This is a genomic window from Nonomuraea purpurea (assembly GCF_042650645.1).
GTDB lineage: Bacteria > Actinomycetota > Actinomycetes > Streptosporangiales > Streptosporangiaceae > Nonomuraea > Nonomuraea purpurea.
The window spans coordinates 505,466-523,442 of sequence record NZ_JBHSBI010000001.1 but is presented as its reverse complement, the minus strand read 5'-3'; the positions used below and the strand labels follow the sequence as shown (position 1 = coordinate 523,442).

At 71.7% G+C, this 17,977-nt stretch carries 14 protein-coding genes; 9 read left to right on the top strand and 5 right to left on the bottom strand.

Annotation, left to right across the window (positions count from 1 at the left end):
• Positions 1 to 245 precede the first annotated feature (245 nt).
• The gene (locus ACFOY2_RS02485) at positions 246 to 1,673 is read left to right on the top strand and encodes a vanadium-dependent haloperoxidase (protein WP_379526234.1); all 1,428 of its coding nucleotides are present in this window, start codon (positions 246 to 248) and stop codon (positions 1,671 to 1,673) included.
• 69 nt (positions 1,674 to 1,742) lie between these two features.
• On the opposite strand, the gene ACFOY2_RS02480 is transcribed toward ACFOY2_RS02485, so the two are convergent.
• The 3 genes from ACFOY2_RS02480 to ACFOY2_RS02470 form a co-directional block, all read right to left on the bottom strand.
• The gene (locus tag ACFOY2_RS02480) at positions 1,743 to 1,931 is read right to left on the bottom strand and encodes a hypothetical protein (RefSeq protein WP_379526233.1); all 189 of its coding nucleotides are present in this window, start codon (positions 1,929 to 1,931) and stop codon (positions 1,743 to 1,745) included.
• A gap of 185 nt (positions 1,932 to 2,116) precedes the next feature.
• Positions 2,117 to 4,879 (bottom strand): FtsX-like permease family protein, encoded by a 2,763-nt coding sequence (locus ACFOY2_RS02475; protein WP_379526232.1) that lies wholly within the window; start codon positions 4,877 to 4,879, stop codon positions 2,117 to 2,119.
• Positions 4,876 to 5,577, bottom strand: coding sequence for an ABC transporter ATP-binding protein (locus ACFOY2_RS02470; protein ID WP_379526231.1), 702 nt, complete (start codon positions 5,575 to 5,577; stop codon positions 4,876 to 4,878). Before ACFOY2_RS02470 ends, ACFOY2_RS02475 begins: the two co-directional genes overlap by 4 nt.
• A 62-nt stretch (positions 5,578 to 5,639) precedes the next feature.
• Here ACFOY2_RS02470 and ACFOY2_RS02465 point away from each other — a divergent pair, with 62 nt between their 5' ends.
• The 5 genes from ACFOY2_RS02465 to ACFOY2_RS02445 all read left to right on the top strand — a co-directional run bounded on the left by ACFOY2_RS02465 (position 5,640) and on the right by ACFOY2_RS02445 (position 9,790).
• On the top strand, positions 5,640 to 6,221 hold the full coding sequence (locus ACFOY2_RS02465) for a PadR family transcriptional regulator (RefSeq protein ID WP_379526230.1): 582 nt from the start codon (positions 5,640 to 5,642) through the stop codon (positions 6,219 to 6,221).
• A 107-nt stretch (positions 6,222 to 6,328) separates the two neighbouring features.
• Positions 6,329 to 6,961 (top strand): hypothetical protein, encoded by a 633-nt coding sequence (locus ACFOY2_RS02460; RefSeq protein ID WP_379526229.1) that lies wholly within the window; start codon positions 6,329 to 6,331, stop codon positions 6,959 to 6,961.
• 240 nt (positions 6,962 to 7,201) lie between these two features.
• Complete coding sequence (locus ACFOY2_RS02455) at positions 7,202 to 8,203, top strand: ArsR/SmtB family transcription factor (protein ID WP_379526228.1); 1,002 nt, start codon at positions 7,202 to 7,204, stop codon at positions 8,201 to 8,203.
• Between the two features lie 11 nt (positions 8,204 to 8,214).
• Positions 8,215 to 8,493, top strand: coding sequence for a hypothetical protein (locus ACFOY2_RS02450; RefSeq protein WP_379526227.1), 279 nt, complete (start codon positions 8,215 to 8,217; stop codon positions 8,491 to 8,493).
• A 235-nt stretch (positions 8,494 to 8,728) separates the two neighbouring features.
• A complete protein-coding gene (locus tag ACFOY2_RS02445; protein WP_379526226.1) occupies positions 8,729 to 9,790 on the top strand; it encodes a transglycosylase SLT domain-containing protein in 1,062 nt (353 codons plus the stop codon).
• Here the strand turns inward: ACFOY2_RS02445 and eccB are convergent.
• On the bottom strand, positions 9,784 to 11,187 hold the full coding sequence (gene eccB / locus ACFOY2_RS02440) for a type VII secretion protein EccB (protein WP_379526225.1): 1,404 nt from the start codon (positions 11,185 to 11,187) through the stop codon (positions 9,784 to 9,786). The two genes, ACFOY2_RS02445 and eccB, sit on opposite strands and share 7 nt — an antisense overlap.
• Positions 11,188 to 11,337: 150 nt before the next feature.
• Here eccB and ACFOY2_RS02435 point away from each other — a divergent pair, with 150 nt between their 5' ends.
• Both ACFOY2_RS02435 and ACFOY2_RS02430 read left to right on the top strand, forming a co-directional pair.
• Positions 11,338 to 11,655 carry a hypothetical protein gene (locus tag ACFOY2_RS02435; protein ID WP_379526224.1) on the top strand — a complete coding sequence of 106 codons (318 nt, stop codon included), beginning with the start codon at positions 11,338 to 11,340 and terminating at the stop codon, positions 11,653 to 11,655.
• Complete coding sequence (locus tag ACFOY2_RS02430; RefSeq protein ID WP_379526223.1) at positions 11,652 to 12,503, top strand: hypothetical protein; 852 nt, start codon at positions 11,652 to 11,654, stop codon at positions 12,501 to 12,503. Before ACFOY2_RS02435 ends, ACFOY2_RS02430 begins: the two co-directional genes overlap by 4 nt.
• Here ACFOY2_RS02430 and eccD read toward each other — a convergent pair.
• Complete coding sequence (gene eccD, locus ACFOY2_RS02425) at positions 12,500 to 13,885, bottom strand: type VII secretion integral membrane protein EccD (RefSeq protein WP_379526222.1); 1,386 nt, start codon at positions 13,883 to 13,885, stop codon at positions 12,500 to 12,502. The genes ACFOY2_RS02430 and eccD overlap by 4 nt on opposite strands.
• Positions 13,886 to 13,987: 102 nt before the next feature.
• Between eccD and eccCa the strand changes: the two genes are divergently transcribed.
• Positions 13,988 to 17,965, top strand: a complete 3,978-nt coding sequence (gene eccCa / locus ACFOY2_RS02420; RefSeq protein ID WP_379526221.1) for a type VII secretion protein EccCa — start codon at positions 13,988 to 13,990, stop codon at positions 17,963 to 17,965.
• Positions 17,966 to 17,977 lie beyond the last annotated feature (12 nt).

Sequence of the window (17,977 nt, the reverse complement as noted above, 5' to 3'; positions counted from 1 at the left end):
AAAGCTCATTCCGATCGTTGACCATCGGACTCTAAGTCTCGATCTCGAACACCGTCAACAATATTTCACCGTGTTTCCGAAAGTTTCGGTCGCCGGCTCCGAAACATCCGGAAACCAGACCGCGGTCCGCCGGAATTTCGGGGAGATGACTGTAGCCTTGCGGCTAGATCGATCATGTGTTCGAATATGGCATCGTCTCCTCCTGTTGGGCACACGGGGGCCCGTGAGACACGAGGAGACATCGCATGTCCGTACGACGATCCTTATGCGCGACGGCGGTCGCCCTGACGACGATGATCGCGCTCATCCTGCCCGCCGCACCCGCGCAGGCCGCCGCGGGGCCCACCGTGGCGGTCAGGTGGAACGAGGCGCTGCTGGCGGCGATCCGCACCGGCACGCTGGGGCCGCCCATGGTGGCCAGGGCCCTGGCGATCGTGCACACCTGCGCCTATGACGCGTGGGCCGCCTACGACGCGGTCGCCGTCGGCACCCGGCTCGGCGGCTCGCTGCGCAGGCCCGCTTCCGAGCGCACCGAGGCCAACAAGAACGAGGCGATCAGCTTCGCCGCCCACCTGGCGGCGGTCGACCTGTATCCCGCGCAGCGGGCCGGGTTCGACGCGCTGATGGCCGAGCTGGGCTACGACCCGGCCAACCCGTCCAGCCGGCCCGCCCAGGTCGGGGTGAGCGCGTGCGGGGCGGTGCTCGACCAGCGGCACGCCGACGGCTCCAACCAGCTCGGCGGCTACGCCGACACCACCGGATACGCGCCCGTCAACGCCCCGGTGGTCGTCGCCGAGCCGCTGACCACGCTGAACGACCCCGGCCGGTGGGCGCCGCTGACGTTCGTCAACCGGGCGGGCGCGGTCGTCACGCCGCCGTTCCTCGCGCCGCACTGGGGCCAGGTGGCCTCCTTCAGCGGCTCCGCCCGCTCGCTCGCCGACGCCGTGCCCGCGCCCGTCCCGTACGGCTCGCCCGGGTTCGGCGCGCAGTCCGCGGAGATCGTGTCGGTGACGGCCGCGCTGACCGACAAGCAGAAGGCGATCGCCGAGTACTGGGCGGACGGCCCCAGCAGCGAGACGCCGCCCGGCCACTGGTCCCTGTTCGCGCAGCGGATCTCGGCACGCGACCGGCACACCCTGGACCAGGACGTGAAGATGTTCTTCGCGCTGGCCGGATCCGTCATGGACGCCGGCATCGCCTCGTGGGAGGTCAAGCGCGACCACGACTCGGCGCGGCCCATCACCGCGATCCGCCACCTCTACCGGGGGCAGCGGATCCCGACGTGGGGCGGGCGGACGGTCGACGGCGCCTCGTGGGTGCCCTACCAGGCATCGACGTTCCCGACGCCGCCGTTCGCCGAGTACGTCTCGGGGCACAGCACCTTCAGCGCGGCGGCGGCCGAGGTGCTCAAGCGTTTCACCGGCGGCGACGCCTTCGGCGAACAGGCGACGGTCGCGAAGGGGGCCTCGCAGGTGGAGCCGGGTGTCACGCCCGCGCAGGACGTGACGCTGCGCTGGAACACCTTCACCGAGGCGGCCGACCAGGCTGGGATGTCGCGCAGGTACGGCGGCATCCACTTCAAGGCCGGCGACCTGCAGGGCCGCACGCTGGGGCGCGCGGTCGGCGGCGCAGCCTGGGAGCGCGCCAAGGCTTACTGGACGGGCCGGGGCTGACGAGCGCGGGAGGCGCCCGCTCCCCTGCGCGGGAGCGGGCGCCTCTTCATGCGGTGTTACAGGGGAAGGTCAGGCCAGGCTCTCCTGAGCCTGCCGGTTGAGCGTCTCGAGGTCGAACGCACCTGACTTGACCGCCGTGGTGAACGCCTCCCAGTCGCGGCGCGGAACATCCAGCACCGAGTCCGGGTTGTCCAGGTGGAAGAGCTCCACGTGGTCGTTGATGCGCTTGGCCGCGACGCGGTTGGCGTCTTGAGTCATCTACTGCGCTCCTTCCGATGAAACACTGCGGACCTTCCACGCCGGCCACCCATTCGCAGGAGGACCGGAGCGGATGCGGGCAGCCTGCCATCGTCGAGGGCCCGCAAGCCAGTGGCCCCAATCGGCCACCGTAGGAAAAACCCCCTGTCCCGGGCATGGATCCTTTGTTCTCGGGTGCAAGGGCGTCACTCCCGAGCCAGCACGGACGCCGGCCGCAGCCGTCCTGCCACCGCCGCGGGCACCGCCGAGGCGAGCACGGCGAGCAGCACGGCGGCCCCCGCCGCGGCCAGCGCACCCGTGATCACGACCACGGGCAGCTCGCCCGCCAGCGCGACCGCGGCGGCGATTCCGGCCGCCGCGCCCGCCAGCCCGCCGAGCAGCCCGATGACCACGCCTTCCGACAACACCAGGCGGGTCACCGCCCGCCCCGGCCAGCCGGTGGCACGCAGCGTGGCCAGCTCCGCGTCGCGTTCGCGTACTCCCAGGTAGAGCACGTCGGCCACGGCCAGGGCGCCGAGCGCGAACATGACCGCGATGGCCGCGTAGTCCGCCGCTCTGGCCTGGACGACGATGGCGTCCCCGAGCAGGGAGCCGACGACCCGGCCGCTGAAGCCGTAGGTCACGGCGAGCAGGACGGTGAGCGCGAAGACGCACACCATGAGCGTGGCCGCGCCGAGCAGCGTGCGCCCCGGCACCCTGGTCAAACCGGCCAGGGCCAGCCCGGTGACGCCGCGCGGCGAGCCGGCCCTGCGCGGGGCGCGCACCGAGGCGCGTACCGCCGCGACGGGCGGCACGATCGAGGCCCGCCACGCCGGGACCGCCCCCGCGGCCAGCGCGAGCACGAGCGCGGCGGGCACGGCCAGCAGCGCGCGGGGCAGCGAGACCTGCAGCCCGAACCACGACGACAGCGGCACGGCGAGCGCCGCCGACAGCAGCCCGGCGACGAGCCCGACGGCGCCCACCTCCCACAACACCGCGCCGAACACCTTCGGCCGCGACCAGCCCAGGCACGACAACACGCCCAGCTCGGCCCGTCTGGTGCGGACCACGGCGGAGGCGGCGTTCAGCACGAACAGCCCGCACACGGCCAGGATCAGCACGAACAGCACCACCGACTTGCGGTCGGCGGCGTCGAGGATGCGGTAGGCGACGCCCTTGTTCACCCAGTCCTCGCGCAGGGCGAGCGCGGGCCGGCCGTAGGAGCCGGCGGGCAGGTCGACGGTGACGGGCGACGGGGAGGCGCCCATCGTGATGTCCACCTCCAGACCGGTGGCGGCCACGATCTGGCGGGCCACCTCGGAGATGCGCTCCCTGCTGACGGGGTCGGGCCCGGTCACGCCGGCGACCCTGATCCTGACCACGCTCAGCGGCGCCTGCGTGAGCGGGCCCTTCTTGTCGCGGCCGGCGATCTTGGCCATGCCGCCGAGGTCGGTGAGCAGCAGCGGCGGTGCCTGCAGGTAGCCCGCCACGTTGTCGGTGGGCAGCAGTTTCTCGCCGCCGAGCAGTCCGCCCGTGCGGGCGTCGGCGGCGGTGACGGACGGCGGGTTGTAGGTCTCCATCGGCACCTTGGACAGCTCGGTGAACCCGGGCAGTTCGGTGGCGTCGAAGCGCCCCATGAGCTTCATCATCAGCGGCCCGCCGAGCCCGTCCTCGCCGTTCATGCCGGTGGCCAGCGGGCGCATGGTCAGCGGGCGGAACTGGGCGTCGGCCGAGCCGATGGGCGCGCCCTCGGACCATTTGCTCGGCTGCTGCCAGATCTTGTCCGGGTTGGTCACCCGCTCGGGCGTGAGCCTGCCCACCGCGTCCCGCCGGTAGTCGACCGGGCCGGCCGTCCAGTAGCGGGTGAGAGGCGAGAAGACGTTCCTGTCGAGCTGTTTGCCCTGGTTCGTCCACGTGTCAAGGAGGTCTTCGAAGAACTGGTCCGGTTCCAGACTCACCTTCTTGACCTCGGTGCCCTTGTGGGAGTCGAGGTAGGACCTGAGCTCGGCGGCGGGCGCGCCGTCGGCCACCATCTTGGCCGCTTCGGCGGGCAGCCTGCTGACGACCAGTTCCTCGCTCTGGTCCATCATCGGCCGGCTGGTGGCGAGCAGGGGGACGTCCCATTTGGTGAGCGCCGCCTTGCCGCCGAGGTAGTCGCCCAGCACGACCGCCTTGTCCAGCCCGGCCAGCCTGGCTTCCGCCTCGGGGTCGATCGCGGCGAGCAGCAGCGGGAACTCCTGGGAGACCTCGACCATGGCCTGTCCCTTCCTGGGCGCGCCCTTGCCCCAGGGTAGCGCCATGCCCTCGCCCTTGCCGCTGCGGGTGGACCAGGCGTCGGTCGTGGGGCCCCGGTCGAAGGGGTCGTCCGTGCGCGGGCGCGGCCAGGTCAGCGACCTGCCGAGCTTGACCTCCTTCCCGGAGCCCAGGTTCTCGGTGGTGAGGTCGAGCTTGTCGCCCTCCTCGAAGGTGAAGGTCAGCGGACGGTGGGTGAGGTACTGGTAGTGCGGGGAAAGGGGGATCTTGGTGAGCCCCCGGTCGGCCACGCGGGTGCGCTCCACCCGCAACAGGGTGCGCTCGCCCTCGCCGAGCGCGTCGGTCACCGGCACCTGCACGGTGCCGCTGCCGGTGAAGTAGCCGATCATGCTGATCGGCGCGGCGACCTCGATGCCGTCGAGCTTCTTGATCGTGGCGAGCTGGTCGAGGGTGATGCCGCCGTGGATGCCCGACAGGTAGTTGGACCTGACCATGCCGGTCTCGCGCTCGATGGCGGTGACGGAGCCTTTGGGGCGGACGAGCAGGTCGTACTGCGCACGGTAGTTGTCCCTCACCGTGCCCACGATCTCCAGCTGCTGCGTGCGCGCGGTGCCGGTCAGGACGCTGAACCCGGTCGCGGCCACCAGGATCCCGAGCAGCAGCACCAGGGCGCGCCCCGCCCGGTGCCTGAGCTGCGCGGCGGCCAGCCGGATCATCCGAGCCTCCCGATGCGGTCGAGCACGTCGGGTGCGGGCGAGACGAGGTCGTCGCCGGTGACGCGGCCGTCGGCGAGCCTGACCAGCCGGTCGCACGTCGCGGCCAGTTCGGGGTTGTGCGTGGCGATGAGCATCGTCATGCCGTACTGCTCGCGCAGGCCCAGCAGCAGATCCACGATCTCCTGACCGGTGGCGCTGTCGAGGTTGCCGGTGGGCTCGTCGGCCAGCAGCAGCGGCGGCCGGCCGATCAGCGCGCGGGCGATGGCCACCCGCTGCTGCTGACCACCGGACAACTCCGAGGGCAGCGCGCGCTCCCGCTCCGCCAGCCCGACCGCCTTCAGCAGTTCACGCGCCCGCGCCTTCCTGTCGAAGCCCACCCGGTACGGCAGCAGCGGCGCCAGCACGTTGTCCAGCGCGCTCAGCGCGGGCAGCAGGTGGAAGCGCTGGAACACGAAGCCCACCCGCCGCCGGTGCGCGTCCAGGCCGCGACGCGGTAACGCGTGGCCGTCGATGCGGATCTCGCCGGAGTCCGGCAGGTCCATCCCGCCGATCACCTGCAGCAGCGTGGACTTGCCCGCTCCCGAATGCCCCATCAGCGCCGTGGCGCCGCCTGCGGCGAACTCCAGGCTCACCTCGTCGAGCGCCTTGGTGGAGCCGTGGGCACGGCTGACCCCCCGAAGGGTAATTGCTACTCCCATGCCGATATACATTGCCACAATGTACGCTCGTACATTGCGACAATTTAGGGAATGATCGACATATGCCGCTAAGTCATGCCGTTCTCGCCCTGCTCGCCGACGGCCCCAGCCACGGGTACGAACTCAAGACCCGCTTCGAGGCGGCCATCGGCCCCCAATGGGGCGGGCTCAACATCGGACACCTCTACCAGATTCTCGACCGCCTGGTCAGGGACGGGCACGTCGTCCGCAGCCACGTCGCCCAGAGCGACCGCCCCGACAAGACGCTCTACCAGCTCACCGGCACCGGCGCGGAGGAACTCACCGGCTGGGCGAGCACCCCCCACGTGCGCGCCGGAGGCTTCCGCGATGAACTGTTCCTCAAGCTGCTGGCCGCCACCCGGCTGGGGCCCGGCACGCTGGAGGAGTTCACACGGGCGCAGCGGCAGGCGTACCTGTCGGACCTGGCGGGGCTGACCAGGCTGCGGCGGGAGAGCGCGGCGAGCCCCCTGGTCGCGCTGCTGGTGGACGCGGCCGTCGCGCACATCAAGGCCGACCTGCAGGTGGTCGAGAGCGCCGAACGGCGCCTGGCCGCACTGGCGGAGGAGGCGACGGGCGTGGCGGTCGCCGACGACCCCCAAGCGGAGGAGGAAGCGACCGGCTGACGCGCAGTGCACTGTCGGTCAAGAGATCGTGGAGTCTGTGTCATCGACTTTCCGCTCACTGTGCCCGAGTATCGACAAGCATGTTCACGACCCATGATTCGGTGGCCATGCGACGAGCACTGATAGGAGTTCTGGGCGCAACCGCCATCGCGATCTCCGGATGCGGCACGACGCTTCCAGGCCAGACCAGCGCCGAGGCGCCCGCCCAGTCCAGTGGGCCCGCCGCGCCGCCCGAGCCGGACAAGAGCACCCCGGCGCAGGAGAGTGCTCCAGAGCAGGACAACGCGGAGCCGGCCTCCGTCAAGACGACCGCGCCGGGGACGCAGCTCAAGATCGGCGAGCGCGCGGTGGTGCCGTCCAGGAAGGGCCCCATCGGCATCACCGTCACCGCCGTCGAGGCCGGTGACCCCGCCGAGCTGCAGCGCCAGTACGGCGAGCGGGCCAAGGGCATCACGCCCTGGTTCATCCGCTTCCGCGTTGAGAACGTCGACGGCGCCGACCACTCCTTCAGCTCCAGCCCGCTGCTCTCGCCGGTGACCGCGGACGGCCGGGGCACGGGCGCCGTGCTGACCGGGAGCTTGGGCGACTGCAAGCGGGAGAGCGCGCCCAAGGACTTCGCCCAGGCCGGCGCCCAGTTCATGAGCTGCAGGTTGACCGGCGCGCAGCCCGACGTGGACATCGTGGGCGCCAAGTTCGACAGCGACGACTACCGCAAGGAGCCGGTGGTCTGGCGGAGCTGAGTGATCAGTGGGCTGTAAGGGGCTTTTAAGTCAGAAGTTAGTGGAGGGCCCTAGGTTACCGGCGAAAGCCAACACAGCAGCCCAAAGAGGACATGTCATGGACTTGACCCCAGAGCGAATCGGTACCTTCGAAGCAAGAAGCGTTCGCATTACGTAGGTCGTAGATCATCCACATACGGATGTTTCGAGCATCGTTGAAGCATTCATCCGGCCATGTGATCAATGTCTACAGTCCTACCTGTGGGGGCCCAAGTAACACGGACCGACGTGTGGAGCGAACTGCGCGTGCGCTCCACACCACAGCTTTTCATCTCGATCTCTCCCAACCTGACCGCCCTTGCGATGATCAGCGACGCCCTCGCCGGCCGCCGTCGCGGCCTGCCCGAGCTGTGGCGGCGGGCGATCGCCTCGCGTGTCGGGCCGCTCGGCCATGAGGCCGTCAAGCCGCTGGCCGCACCGGGGCGCTCGGTCGCGCCCGACTGCCTCGTCCCGCAGGCCCCCGTCAGCGGCGACGTCACGGTGCAGACCCAGATCCAGGTGCTGCACGAGACGCCGTCCGACAACCTGATCAAGGATCTTGAGCAGGCGTTCGGCCCGGGAACCCCGCCACCGCACTGGCGGTCGGCCGCCGACCGGCCCGGCCGCTGGATGCGCGGTTACGCCAGCGCGCTCTCCGAGGTCTGGAACACCACCGAACCCCTGTGGAAACGCGCCAGGCCGCTGCTCGACAGGGAGATCGAGCGGGTCGGCATCACCGCCGTGCGTGGCGGTCCCGAACTGCTGCTCGGCTCGCTCAGCGAGCGCATCTCCTACGGCCGGCGCGGCCTGCTCATCTCCGACGTGGAGTCCAGCACCTACGAGCTGGGCAACAGGAAGATCGTCCTGGTGCCGATGCTGGCCGGCAGGGACGCGGTGATCGTCAGCCTGGACCACCCCGAAGCGGTGTGGATCGCCTACCCCGTCCCTGGCGCGGACTCGTTGTGGCGCAAGCCCGTCGCGCCCGCCGTGGACGAGTTGTCGGCGCTCGTGGGCCCGGTCCGAGCGGATCTGCTCTGCGCGCTCGACCAGCCCATGACGATGTCCATGCTGGCGACCGACATGAAGATCGCGCCCAGCGGCCTCACCTACCACTGCGACCGGCTGCGCGCCGGGCGGCTGATCACGCGGGAGCGCCGAGGGCGCGAGGTGTGGATCGCCCGCACCCATCGGGCGGAAGAACTGCTGGAACTGTTCCGGCGATAACGGGGGGATGCATGGTGCTCAAGTTCCACCGCGACGCGCTGGACGGGTGCGCCGCGGCGGCCAAGTCGGCGTCCGGCGCCTTCGCCGGTCTCACCGGGCAGACCCCGGACGCGGCGGCCTTCGCGGACGTGACCGGGTCGTCTGCCATGGTCTCGGCGGTGGCGGACCTGGCGCGGGTCTCCGAGCTGGCGGCCAAGACCCTGGGCAGCCGTCTGGAGGGGGTCGAGCGCGCCCTGGACGCCGTCGAGCGCACGGTCGCCGCCGCCGACGGCGCCGCGGTCCGCACATGAGCGAGCTCATCAATAGGCAAGGAATCATGAGGCCGACGGAGGAGGCCGCATGAGCGAGCTTGTCGAGGTCATCAATAAGCAAGCAATCATGAGGCCGACGAAGGAGGCCGCATGAGCGAGCTTGTCGAGGTCATCAATAAGCAAGCAATCATGAGGCCGACGAAGGAGGCCGCATGAGCGAGCTTGTCGAGGTCATCAATAAGCAAGCAATCATGAGGCCGACGAAGGAGGCCGCATGAGCGCGATCGACGACGTCAGGGCCGTGCCGGGCGGGGCGGAGCTGGCCGATCGGGCTCTCAAGCTGGTCGGCGACCCGGGCGCGATCTCGTCGTCGGCCGGCTCGTGGCGCACCGCGGCGAGCACCGGCCGGCAGCACACCGGCGCCGTGCGCACCGCGGTGGCCGAGGTCGGTGACGCCTGGCAGGGCGGCAGCGCCGACGCCTTCGCCGCCTACATGGGCAAGGTGGCCGGCTGCGGCGACCGGCTGCAGCAGGCGCTGGGTGACTGCGCGGGCCACCTCGACGCGGCCGCGCAGGCGCTGAGCTCCGCGGAGGCGCAGGCGCTGGAGATCTGCGGGAACTACGCCGCCGCCGCGCGGGAGCAGTACAACGCGAACCCTCGGCCCACCGACGCGCAGGTCCTGCAGAGCATGCAGGGCGCGCTCGGCTCGGCCCGCACGGCGCTGGACCAGCTCCTGGCCGCCACCGGCACGAAGCTGGCGAACGCGGCGGGCGCCATCCAGACCACGCTCAGCGCGGTGCCGAACGTCGGCAACGAGGTCGCCGAGCCGGACACGCAGCCGTTCGCGCCCGCGCCCGGCCGGACGCTGACCTGGTCGCCGGCCCAGCAGCGGCCGCGCTCGACCGCGACTGCCAAGACGTCAAGCTCAGGTGGCGGTCACGGCTCGGGAAGCCCGCCGCCGACCGGCCCGCTCCCGCCCGGCCGGCTCACCGACTGGATCAACGAGGCGATCGCCGTACTCAGGGCGAACGGCATATCCGTGGACCAGTCGAACGCCCGAGACATCCACACGATCATCATGAAGGAGTCCGGGGGGAACCCGCACGCCATCAACAACTGGGATTCCAACGCGGCGGCGGGCCATCCGTCCATGGGCCTGATGCAGACCATCAGGCCCACCTTCAACGCTTACATGCTGCCGGGGCACGGCGACGTCTACAACCCCGTGGACAACATCATCGCGGGCGTGCGGTACGCGATGTCCACATACGGCTCGGTCTCGGACGTGCCCGGCCTGGTCAGCATGCGCGGCGGCGGCGCCTACCGGGGCTACTGACCGCCCTCCAGCACGGGCTTGGCCGCCCGCGCCGGGTCGAGCACCGGCCCTTCGGGGATGAGCTGGAGCATGTTCGCCGGGACCGGGGTGGCCTGGCCGGCGGAGTAGCCCAGCTTGCCCAGCACGTCGGTCCCCGGTACGGCGAAGCGGCGGCCGTCCGGCGTGATCAGGTAGTAGGACTGGACGGCGTTGAGCTGGCCATCGCCGGGCAGGACGCCGGCCAGCACCGCCCTGCCGGGCGGGAGGCGTACCAGGTCGGTGGTGTCGCCGACGGGCGCGGGCAGTGTGGCGCCGGTGGTGAGGCGGGCGCGGGTGGATCCGGTGCCGGTGTCGGCGTAGACGACGCAGAGCGGGCTGGCCGGGTCGTAGGCCGCCATGCGCGGCATGGTCGCGGGCAGGCCGTCGGCGGGGATCGCGGTCCGCGAGCGGCGGGCGGCGTTGGCGGTGGCCGCGTCGATGCGGATCTCCTTCACCGCTCCCCCACCGTAGGCGGCCCGGCTGTCGGGGTCGCTCAGCAGGAGCGCGGCCTGGCCCTGGGTGACGGGGGCGAGGCCGTCCTCCAGCAGGACGTACCAGCGGGACTCGCCGCCCGCCACGGCGCCCGCCAGGAACACCTGGCCCACGGCGGCGGCCTTGCCCGCAGGGCCTGTCACCGGCCTGCCGCGTCCGCTGATCGGCGGTGCGGCCAGGTCGGGGCCTTCAGGAAGGGCGTTCAGCCAGGCCACGGGGACGGCGGCGGGCGCGGTCGCGGTGAGCCCTCGGGCGATCCCGTCGGCGACGCGCATGCGGGTGCCGCGCCAGATCGCCCACGTCTGTCCGCCCACGTCCACGAGCAGCGCGTCGCCCTCGCCAACGGGCCTCCCGCCGATCTGGCGGCCTGCGGCCAGCGTCACGTACGGCTTGCGCCCGGTCGGCTCGGCCCGCTCCTGCACGCAGGCCGCCCAGGGCCCGCGGGCCAGGTTCGCAGGGGCGGGCAGCGAGTCGGGCGCGCCGGGGATGCCGATGGCCGTGCCGCGCTCGTAGGTGGTCAGGGCCTCCCGCGCGACGACCCGTTCCTTGACGCTCTGGGCGGACAGGACCAGGCGGGCGGAGGCGTAGTTGGCGACGGGGATCAGGCGGCGCTGCGCCTGGTTGTAGACGTACCTGGCGCCGGTCTCGCGCTCGATGATCAGCGTGCCGGGGGCCTCCAGGGCCTTCGCGCCGCCGCCAGGCCGCAGCAGGCCGAAGACGGCGAAGCCGACGCACAGCAGCACCGCGACCATGATGCCGGCGAGGAAGGCGACGTTCTGCCTGCGCAGCGGCCACTCGGGCTGGTTCGGCTGGGCGCGCAGAAGGGCCAGTCCGATGCGCTGAACGGTGAGGCGGTATGCCTGGTAAAGGTCGCGCTGGCTGTGCACTCCCGCCCCTCAACTCACATAGACCCCTGCTTACCCCAATTTATCGGGATAAAAAAGGAGAGGATGCCCGGTATCGCAATCGGGAATGCTCGATGACCAATAGATGACGAACGTAGCCCACGCGGCCCGGGGCGTTACAGTCTGGTGATCGTGAATTCGGATACGCGCTACATCACCCCCGACGCGATCGGCGAGGTACGCAGGGACATCAGGGAGAGCATCGTCCCGGCCGTCGCCGAAGTGCGCCAGATCTTCGAGGAGAACAAGGCCGTCGACGCCCCCGGCTGGGGTGCGGTCGGCGAGTGGACGGTCGGAGTCCTCTACGAATCGTTGATCGAGTCCTTCTTGCGCGACACCGACACCCTGCTCGACGTGCTGAACACGTGGGAGGGCGAGCACCTGAGGTTCGCCGAGCAGAACTGGCGCACCGCCGAGGACCTCGCCGTGCAGCGGGTCAGGCGGCCATGAGGCCCCGGCCGAAAACCCGGGCGCCGAGGGTCGCAGGCCGGGCCGGGGACGGCTCCCCGCTGAAGGCGAAGAACCCGCCGAACCCGGCGGAGGTGCAGAACACCCTGCGCAAGGCCGCCAGGCTGGAGCCCTCGATCGTCGTCGGACTGCTGGCCACCGTGCCCGCCGTGGCGAACGTGCCCGGCATCTGGACCACGGCCTCCAACCTCCAGGCAGGCGCGGGCGGGCAGCTCGACAAGGGCGTCAACAACCTGCTCACCCATCTGATCACCGCGTCGGGGACGAACTGGGTCGCCGAGGACCAGAAGGCGTTCGCCGCCACTACCGAGCGGCTGCGCTCGCACGTGGACGCCTTCCGCACCAACGTGCAGTGGGTCGCGGGTCACGTGGACAGTATCGGCGACGGGTTCGCCGTCTACTGGGGGGCGGCGGCCAAGATCGCGCAGGAGACGTACCTGCGGCTGATCGCGTTGCAGGCCCTCTCGCTGGCGCCGCAGACCAGGGTCGCGGCCAGGGTCGCGATGCGCACGACGGCCGCGCAGTCCAACGCCTCGTTGGCCGCCGCGACCGGGCAGTTGCAGCGCTTCCTCGGCTCGCTGGGGCTCAAGGGCGTGATGGGTGGCCTGGCGGCGGCGATGGGCGGGTCGGCGGCCCTGCAGCTGGCGTTCATGCGGCCCGACGGCAGCGCGAAGATCGACTTCGGCAAAGCTTCCGCCGACACCGCGAAGATCCCGACGTTCACCGAGCCGCCGAACAACGGGCTGCTGCCCGGGGGCCACTTCGAGTGGACGGTCAAGACGCCCGACGGCGGCAGGAACATCGACGACGTGGTCCGCGACCGCCCCTAGCTGACCAGGCCGCGGATGGTCTGGTACAGGTCCATCACGGCCAGCGACAGCGGGACCAGGGCGATCATCAACAGGATGTCGAAGATGTCGCCCGCACGACCCCAGAACGGGGACGGACGCCCAGAGGTGAGCCACAGCGCCGTTCCCGCCACGGCCAGCCCGAGCAGCACCAGCCCGGGGACGATGCCGTAGACGATCACCGCGCCGGGCGCCGTCACGACCAGGGCGGCGGCCGGCAGGAGCGTGCCGAGCAGGGCCGTGCCCATCAGCCAGGCCCGCTGGCCCCGGCCCTCGAAGACGCGGGCCCGCATGAGCAGCGCCAGCGACAGCGCGATGCTCGTGGCGATGGCCGCCCAGGTGCCCTCCAGCACGAGCAGCACCTGGGCGGCGAGCACGACGAGCGAGACGCAGCCGAGCAGGCCGGTGCAGAAGCGGTCGGCGACCACGGTCTTGTCGATCACCAACTCGCCGTCCAGGTCGCCGCTCTCGCGCCGCAGCTCCTCCGCCGTCGTGGGCAGCGCCGGCAGCGGCATGCCGGCCAGCCGGAACGACAACGACGGGATCGTCGTCGTCAGTCCCACCAGGATCGCCGCCAGCACCGCCGTCACCCCGGCCGCCGGCAGGCCGAAGGCCATGACCACGCCGGAGGCCAGCAGCGCGCAGAGCGCGGCGGCGGCCAGGCCGAGGAACGTGGGCAGCCCGCCCACGACCGCGAACCCGGTCGCCGTGGCCAGCATCAACGTCACGCCGGAGGCCGCCAGCAGGTTGTCCGGTTGGAAGACGGCCGCGTCCGACGAGGGGCCGACCAGGCCCGCGACGAACCCGTACGGCAGGGCCGCGTACCCGATCACGGCCCCGGAGCGCTCGTCTCCCAGCGCCCGCGACAGGGCGGTGGCCACCAGCAGCAGCACCAGCGCGATCGTCAGCGCGACCAGCGCGGCGGGCAGCCAGGGCGGCCCGGTGAGCAGCAGCGCCGCGGCGCCCCCGCCGAGCAGGACGGCGCCTGCGCGCAGCCCGTACGCCCTGGTCGCGGCCGGCTGCCAGCGGCCGGTGCGCTCCAGCACCCCCGTCGCCACGGCGTCGGCCACGTCGTCGAAGACGATCTCCGGCAGCTCGTGGCCGCGCGGGCGCAGGTGCAGCATCTCGCCGTCGTGCACGGCCAGCTCGGACAGGGTCGCGTTCAGGTCGAACGGCGGGCCGCCAAGCCGTTGCAGCACCCAGCCGCCGTGCGCCAGGCCCGCCTCGGCCAGCCCCTCTCCTGCGACGCGCAGCAGGGTCGGCAGCAGGTTGCCCAGCGGGATGTCCGGCGGCAGGCCCAGGTCCAGGAAGCCGCGGGGGGTCACGACGGTGACCCGGCACAGGTCGGTTCCGGTGGCGCTCACCCGGACGAGTGTATGGATCGCGCGTCGAACGCGAAGCTCCCAACACGTTCAGGAATTTTGAAGTATGGCCTGTTTCGCTACGTCAGCGGCTTGTATGGCGTCGTGAGCGGCAGCCTGATCGTGGTCCGCAGACCGGAGCGGCGCCGGCCGCCGGAGCCGCCGGGCGGCGAGATCCTCCTCGAAACTCCTCCGGAGATCCCCGAGACCGTCACCGGCGGCGGCATGACGCAGTTGCTGACGTACCTGCCCATGATCGCGGGGGCGGGCGCGATGGCGCTCATGTTCACCGGCGGCAACACCGGCAACCCGCTCATGCTGGTCTCCAGCGGCCTGTTCGCGGTCTCGATGGTCGGCATGTCCGTCGGCCAGATGATGCGCAACTCCGGCGAGCGCAAGAACCAGCTCAACGGCCAGCGTCGCGACTACTACCGCTATCTGGAGCAGGTCAGGAAGCGGGTGCGCGGCGCGGCGGCGCAGCAGCACAAGGCGATGACCTGGAACCACCCCGACCCGTCCGCGCTGTGGTCGCTGGTGATGACCTCGCGGCTGTGGGAGCGCAGGCCCCGCGACGACGACTTCGCCCAGATCAGGATCGCCACGTCGGCGCAGCGGCTGGCGCTGCCGATGATCCCGCCGGAGAGCAGGCCCATCGAGGACCTCGACCCGGTGACCGCCGGGGCGCTGCGGCGTTTCGTCCGCACCCATGCCACCGTGCCGGGGCTGCCCGTGGCGCTCGCGCTGCACTCCTTCGCCAGGATCGTCATCACCGGTGATCCGGCGGCGGCGCGCGGACTGGTGCGGGCGGCGCTGGCCCAGGCGGCGGCGCTGCACTCGCCCGAGGAGGTGCGGATCTCGGTGTGCGCGGCGGGCCGCGAGTGGGAGCCGGTCAAGTGGCTGCCGCACGCGCTGCACCCCTCGGAGGAGGACGGCGCGGGCCCGGTGCGGCTGGTCGTGGGCGATCTGGGCGAGCTGGACGACCTGCTCGGGTTCGAGCTGAAGGACCGGACGCGCTTCAGCAAGGGGCTCTCGCCGGACGCACTGCCGTACCACGTGGTGGTCGTGGACGGCGGCACGATGCCCGCGGGCAGCCAGCTCGCGCTGGACGTCATCGAGGGCGTGACCGTGATCGACCTCAGCGGCTCGACGCCGCCCGCGCCGTCACAGTTCACGCTGCGCCTGGAGGTCACCCAGGACGAGGTGGTCCGGATCGCGCAGGACGAGCTCGGCAAGGAGGTCAGGTCGTCGCTCGGCCGGCCCGACAGGATCGACCCGCCCGCGTTCGCCGCCCTGGTGCGGCAGCTCGCGCCGATGCGGGCGAGCACGGGCGCGGGCGCCGAGGAGGAGCAGAACGCGCTCGCCGCGAACACGACGCTCACCGACCTGCTCAGGATCGGCGACGCGCGGCGCATCGCGCCCTCGGTGACCTGGCAGCCCCGCCCGGTCAGGAACCGGCTGCGGGTCCCGATCGGCCTCGGCGCCGACGGCCGCCCGGTCGAACTGGACATCAAGGAGGCGGCCCAGGGCGGGATGGGGCCGCACGGGCTGGTGGTCGGCGCGACCGGCTCGGGAAAGTCGGAGCTGCTGCGCACGCTCGTGCTGGCCCTGGCGGTCACGCACTCGTCCGAGACGCTCAACTTCGTCCTGGTCGACTTCAAGGGCGGCGCCACCTTCCTCGGCCTCGACACGCTGCCGCACGTCTCCGCCGTCATCACCAACCTGGAGGACGAGCTGCCGCTGGTCGACCGCATGCACGACGCGCTGCACGGTGAGCTCGTCCGCCGCCAGGAGTTGCTGCGCGCCTCCGGCAACCACGCCTCGCTGCGCGACTACGAGCAGGCCCGCGAGCAGGGCGCGGAGCTGCGGCCGCTGCCGACGCTGTTCATCGTGCTCGACGAGTTCAGCGAGCTGCTGACGGCCAAGCCGGAGTTCATCGAGCTGTTCGTGATGATCGGGCGGCTCGGGCGCTCGCTCGGCGTGCACCTGCTGCTGGCCTCGCAGCGGCTGGAGTCGGGACGGCTGCGCGGGCTGGACACGCACCTGTCGTACCGGATCGGCCTGCGGACGTTCTCAGCCGCCGAGAGCCGCGCGGTGCTGGGGGTGGCCGACGCGTACTCGCTGCCTCCCGAGCCGGGCAACGCCTACCTGATGTTCGAGACCACGGGCATGACGCGGTTCAAGGCGGCGTACGTGTCGGGGCCTTACCAGGCCGGCGCGGTGCGGGGCCCGGCGGTGACGGCGCGGCCAGGACACCAGGGCAAGATCGTCTGGTACGGGCCCGAGCGGGTGCCGTTGCCGCCCGTCGTCGCGCAGCCGCCGCCCGTCGCCGAGGACAGGAGCAAGCAGGACAGCCTGCTCGGCATCGTGGTCGGGCGGCTGGCCGGGCAGGGCCCCGAGGCGCACCGGATCTGGCTGCCGCCGCTGAAGGAGCCCGCCTCGCTGGACCGGCTGCTGCCGCCCGTCGTGGCCACCCCTGAGCACGGGCTCACCGCGGCGGGCACGGCCCAGGAACGGGCCGGACGGCTGCACGCCGTGGCCGGAATCGTGGACAGCCCGTTCGACCAGCGGCGCGACCCGTACTGGCTGGACCTGTCGGGGGCGGCGGGCAACGTCGCGATCGTCGGCGCGCCGCAGACCGGCAAGAGCACGCTGCTGCGCACGCTGATCGCCTCACTGGCGCTCACCCACACGCCCAAGGAGACGCAGTTCTACTGCCTGGACTTCGGCGGCGGCACGCTGTCGGCGCTGGCCGGGCTGCCGCACGTCGGCGGGGTCGCCACCAGGCTGGACGCCGACGCGGTCCGCAGAACCGTCGCCGAGGTCAAGACGCTGCTGGAGCGGCGCGAGCGGCTGTTCGTCGAGCGCGGCATCGACACCATGGCCACCTACCGGCGGATGGTCGCCTCGGGCGCCTACGAGGGCGACGGCTGGGGCGACGTCTTCCTCGTCGTGGACGGGTGGTCGGTGCTGCGCCAGGAGTACGAGCAGCTCGAACCGGACATCGGCGACCTGGTCACCCGCGGCCTGGGCTACGGCATCCACGTCGTCGGCACCGCCAACAGGTGGCTGGAGTTCCGCGCCGGGGTGCGCGACCTGCTGGGCACCCGGCTGGAGCTGCGGCTCGGCGACACCTTCGACTCCGAGATCAACCGCAAGGCGGCGGCGAACGTGCCCGAGCGCGCCCCCGGCCGAGGGCTCACCCGCGAGGCGCTGCACTTCCTGGCCGCGCTGCCGCGCATCGACGGCCGCTCCGGCGTCGACGACCTGGCCGACGGCGTCTCCGCCCTGGTGGAGGCCGCCTCATCGGCCTGGCACGGGCACCCCGCACCGCCCGTGCGGCTGCTGCCCGCGCTGCTGCCCCTGCACACGCTGCCCGCCGCGCAGGGCGGCTCCGGCGTGCCGATCGGCATCGACGAGGCCGCGCTGGCGCCGGTGTCGCTGGACTTCGAGGCCGACCCGCACTTCGTGGTCTTCGGCGACACCGAGAGCGGCAAGAGCAACCTGCTACGGGTCATCGCGCACGGCATCGCGACCGCCCACACGGCCATGGAGGCGCGCTACATCGTCATCGACTACCGCCGCTCCCTGCTGGACGCGACCGACACCGAGCACCGCATCGGGTACGCCGCCTCCAGCACCGCCGCCTCGACGCTGCTCAAGGGCGTGCACGAGGTCCTGCAGTCACGGCTGCCGCCGCCCGACCTGACCTCCGAGCAGCTCAGGACCCGAAGCTGGTGGAACGGCCAGGACCTGTACATCATCGTGGACGACTACGACCTGGTCGCCACCGCGACGAACCCGCTGGCGCTGCTCGGCGACCTGCTGCCGCAGGCCAGGGACATCGGCCTGCACCTGGTGCTCGGCCGGGCCATGGGCGGCGCGGGGCGGGCCATGCTCGATCCGATCGTCCGGCGGCTGAAGGAGCTGAACTCGCCCGCCGTGCTGCTGTCGGGGCCCCGCGACGAAGGACAACTCTTCGGCAACCTCCGGCCGAGGCAACTGCCGCCGGGGCGCGGGATGTACGTGGACCGGCGTTCGGGCGAGAAGCTCATCCAGACCGCCTACCTGGACGAATCCACCTAGCCGAGGTCGGCT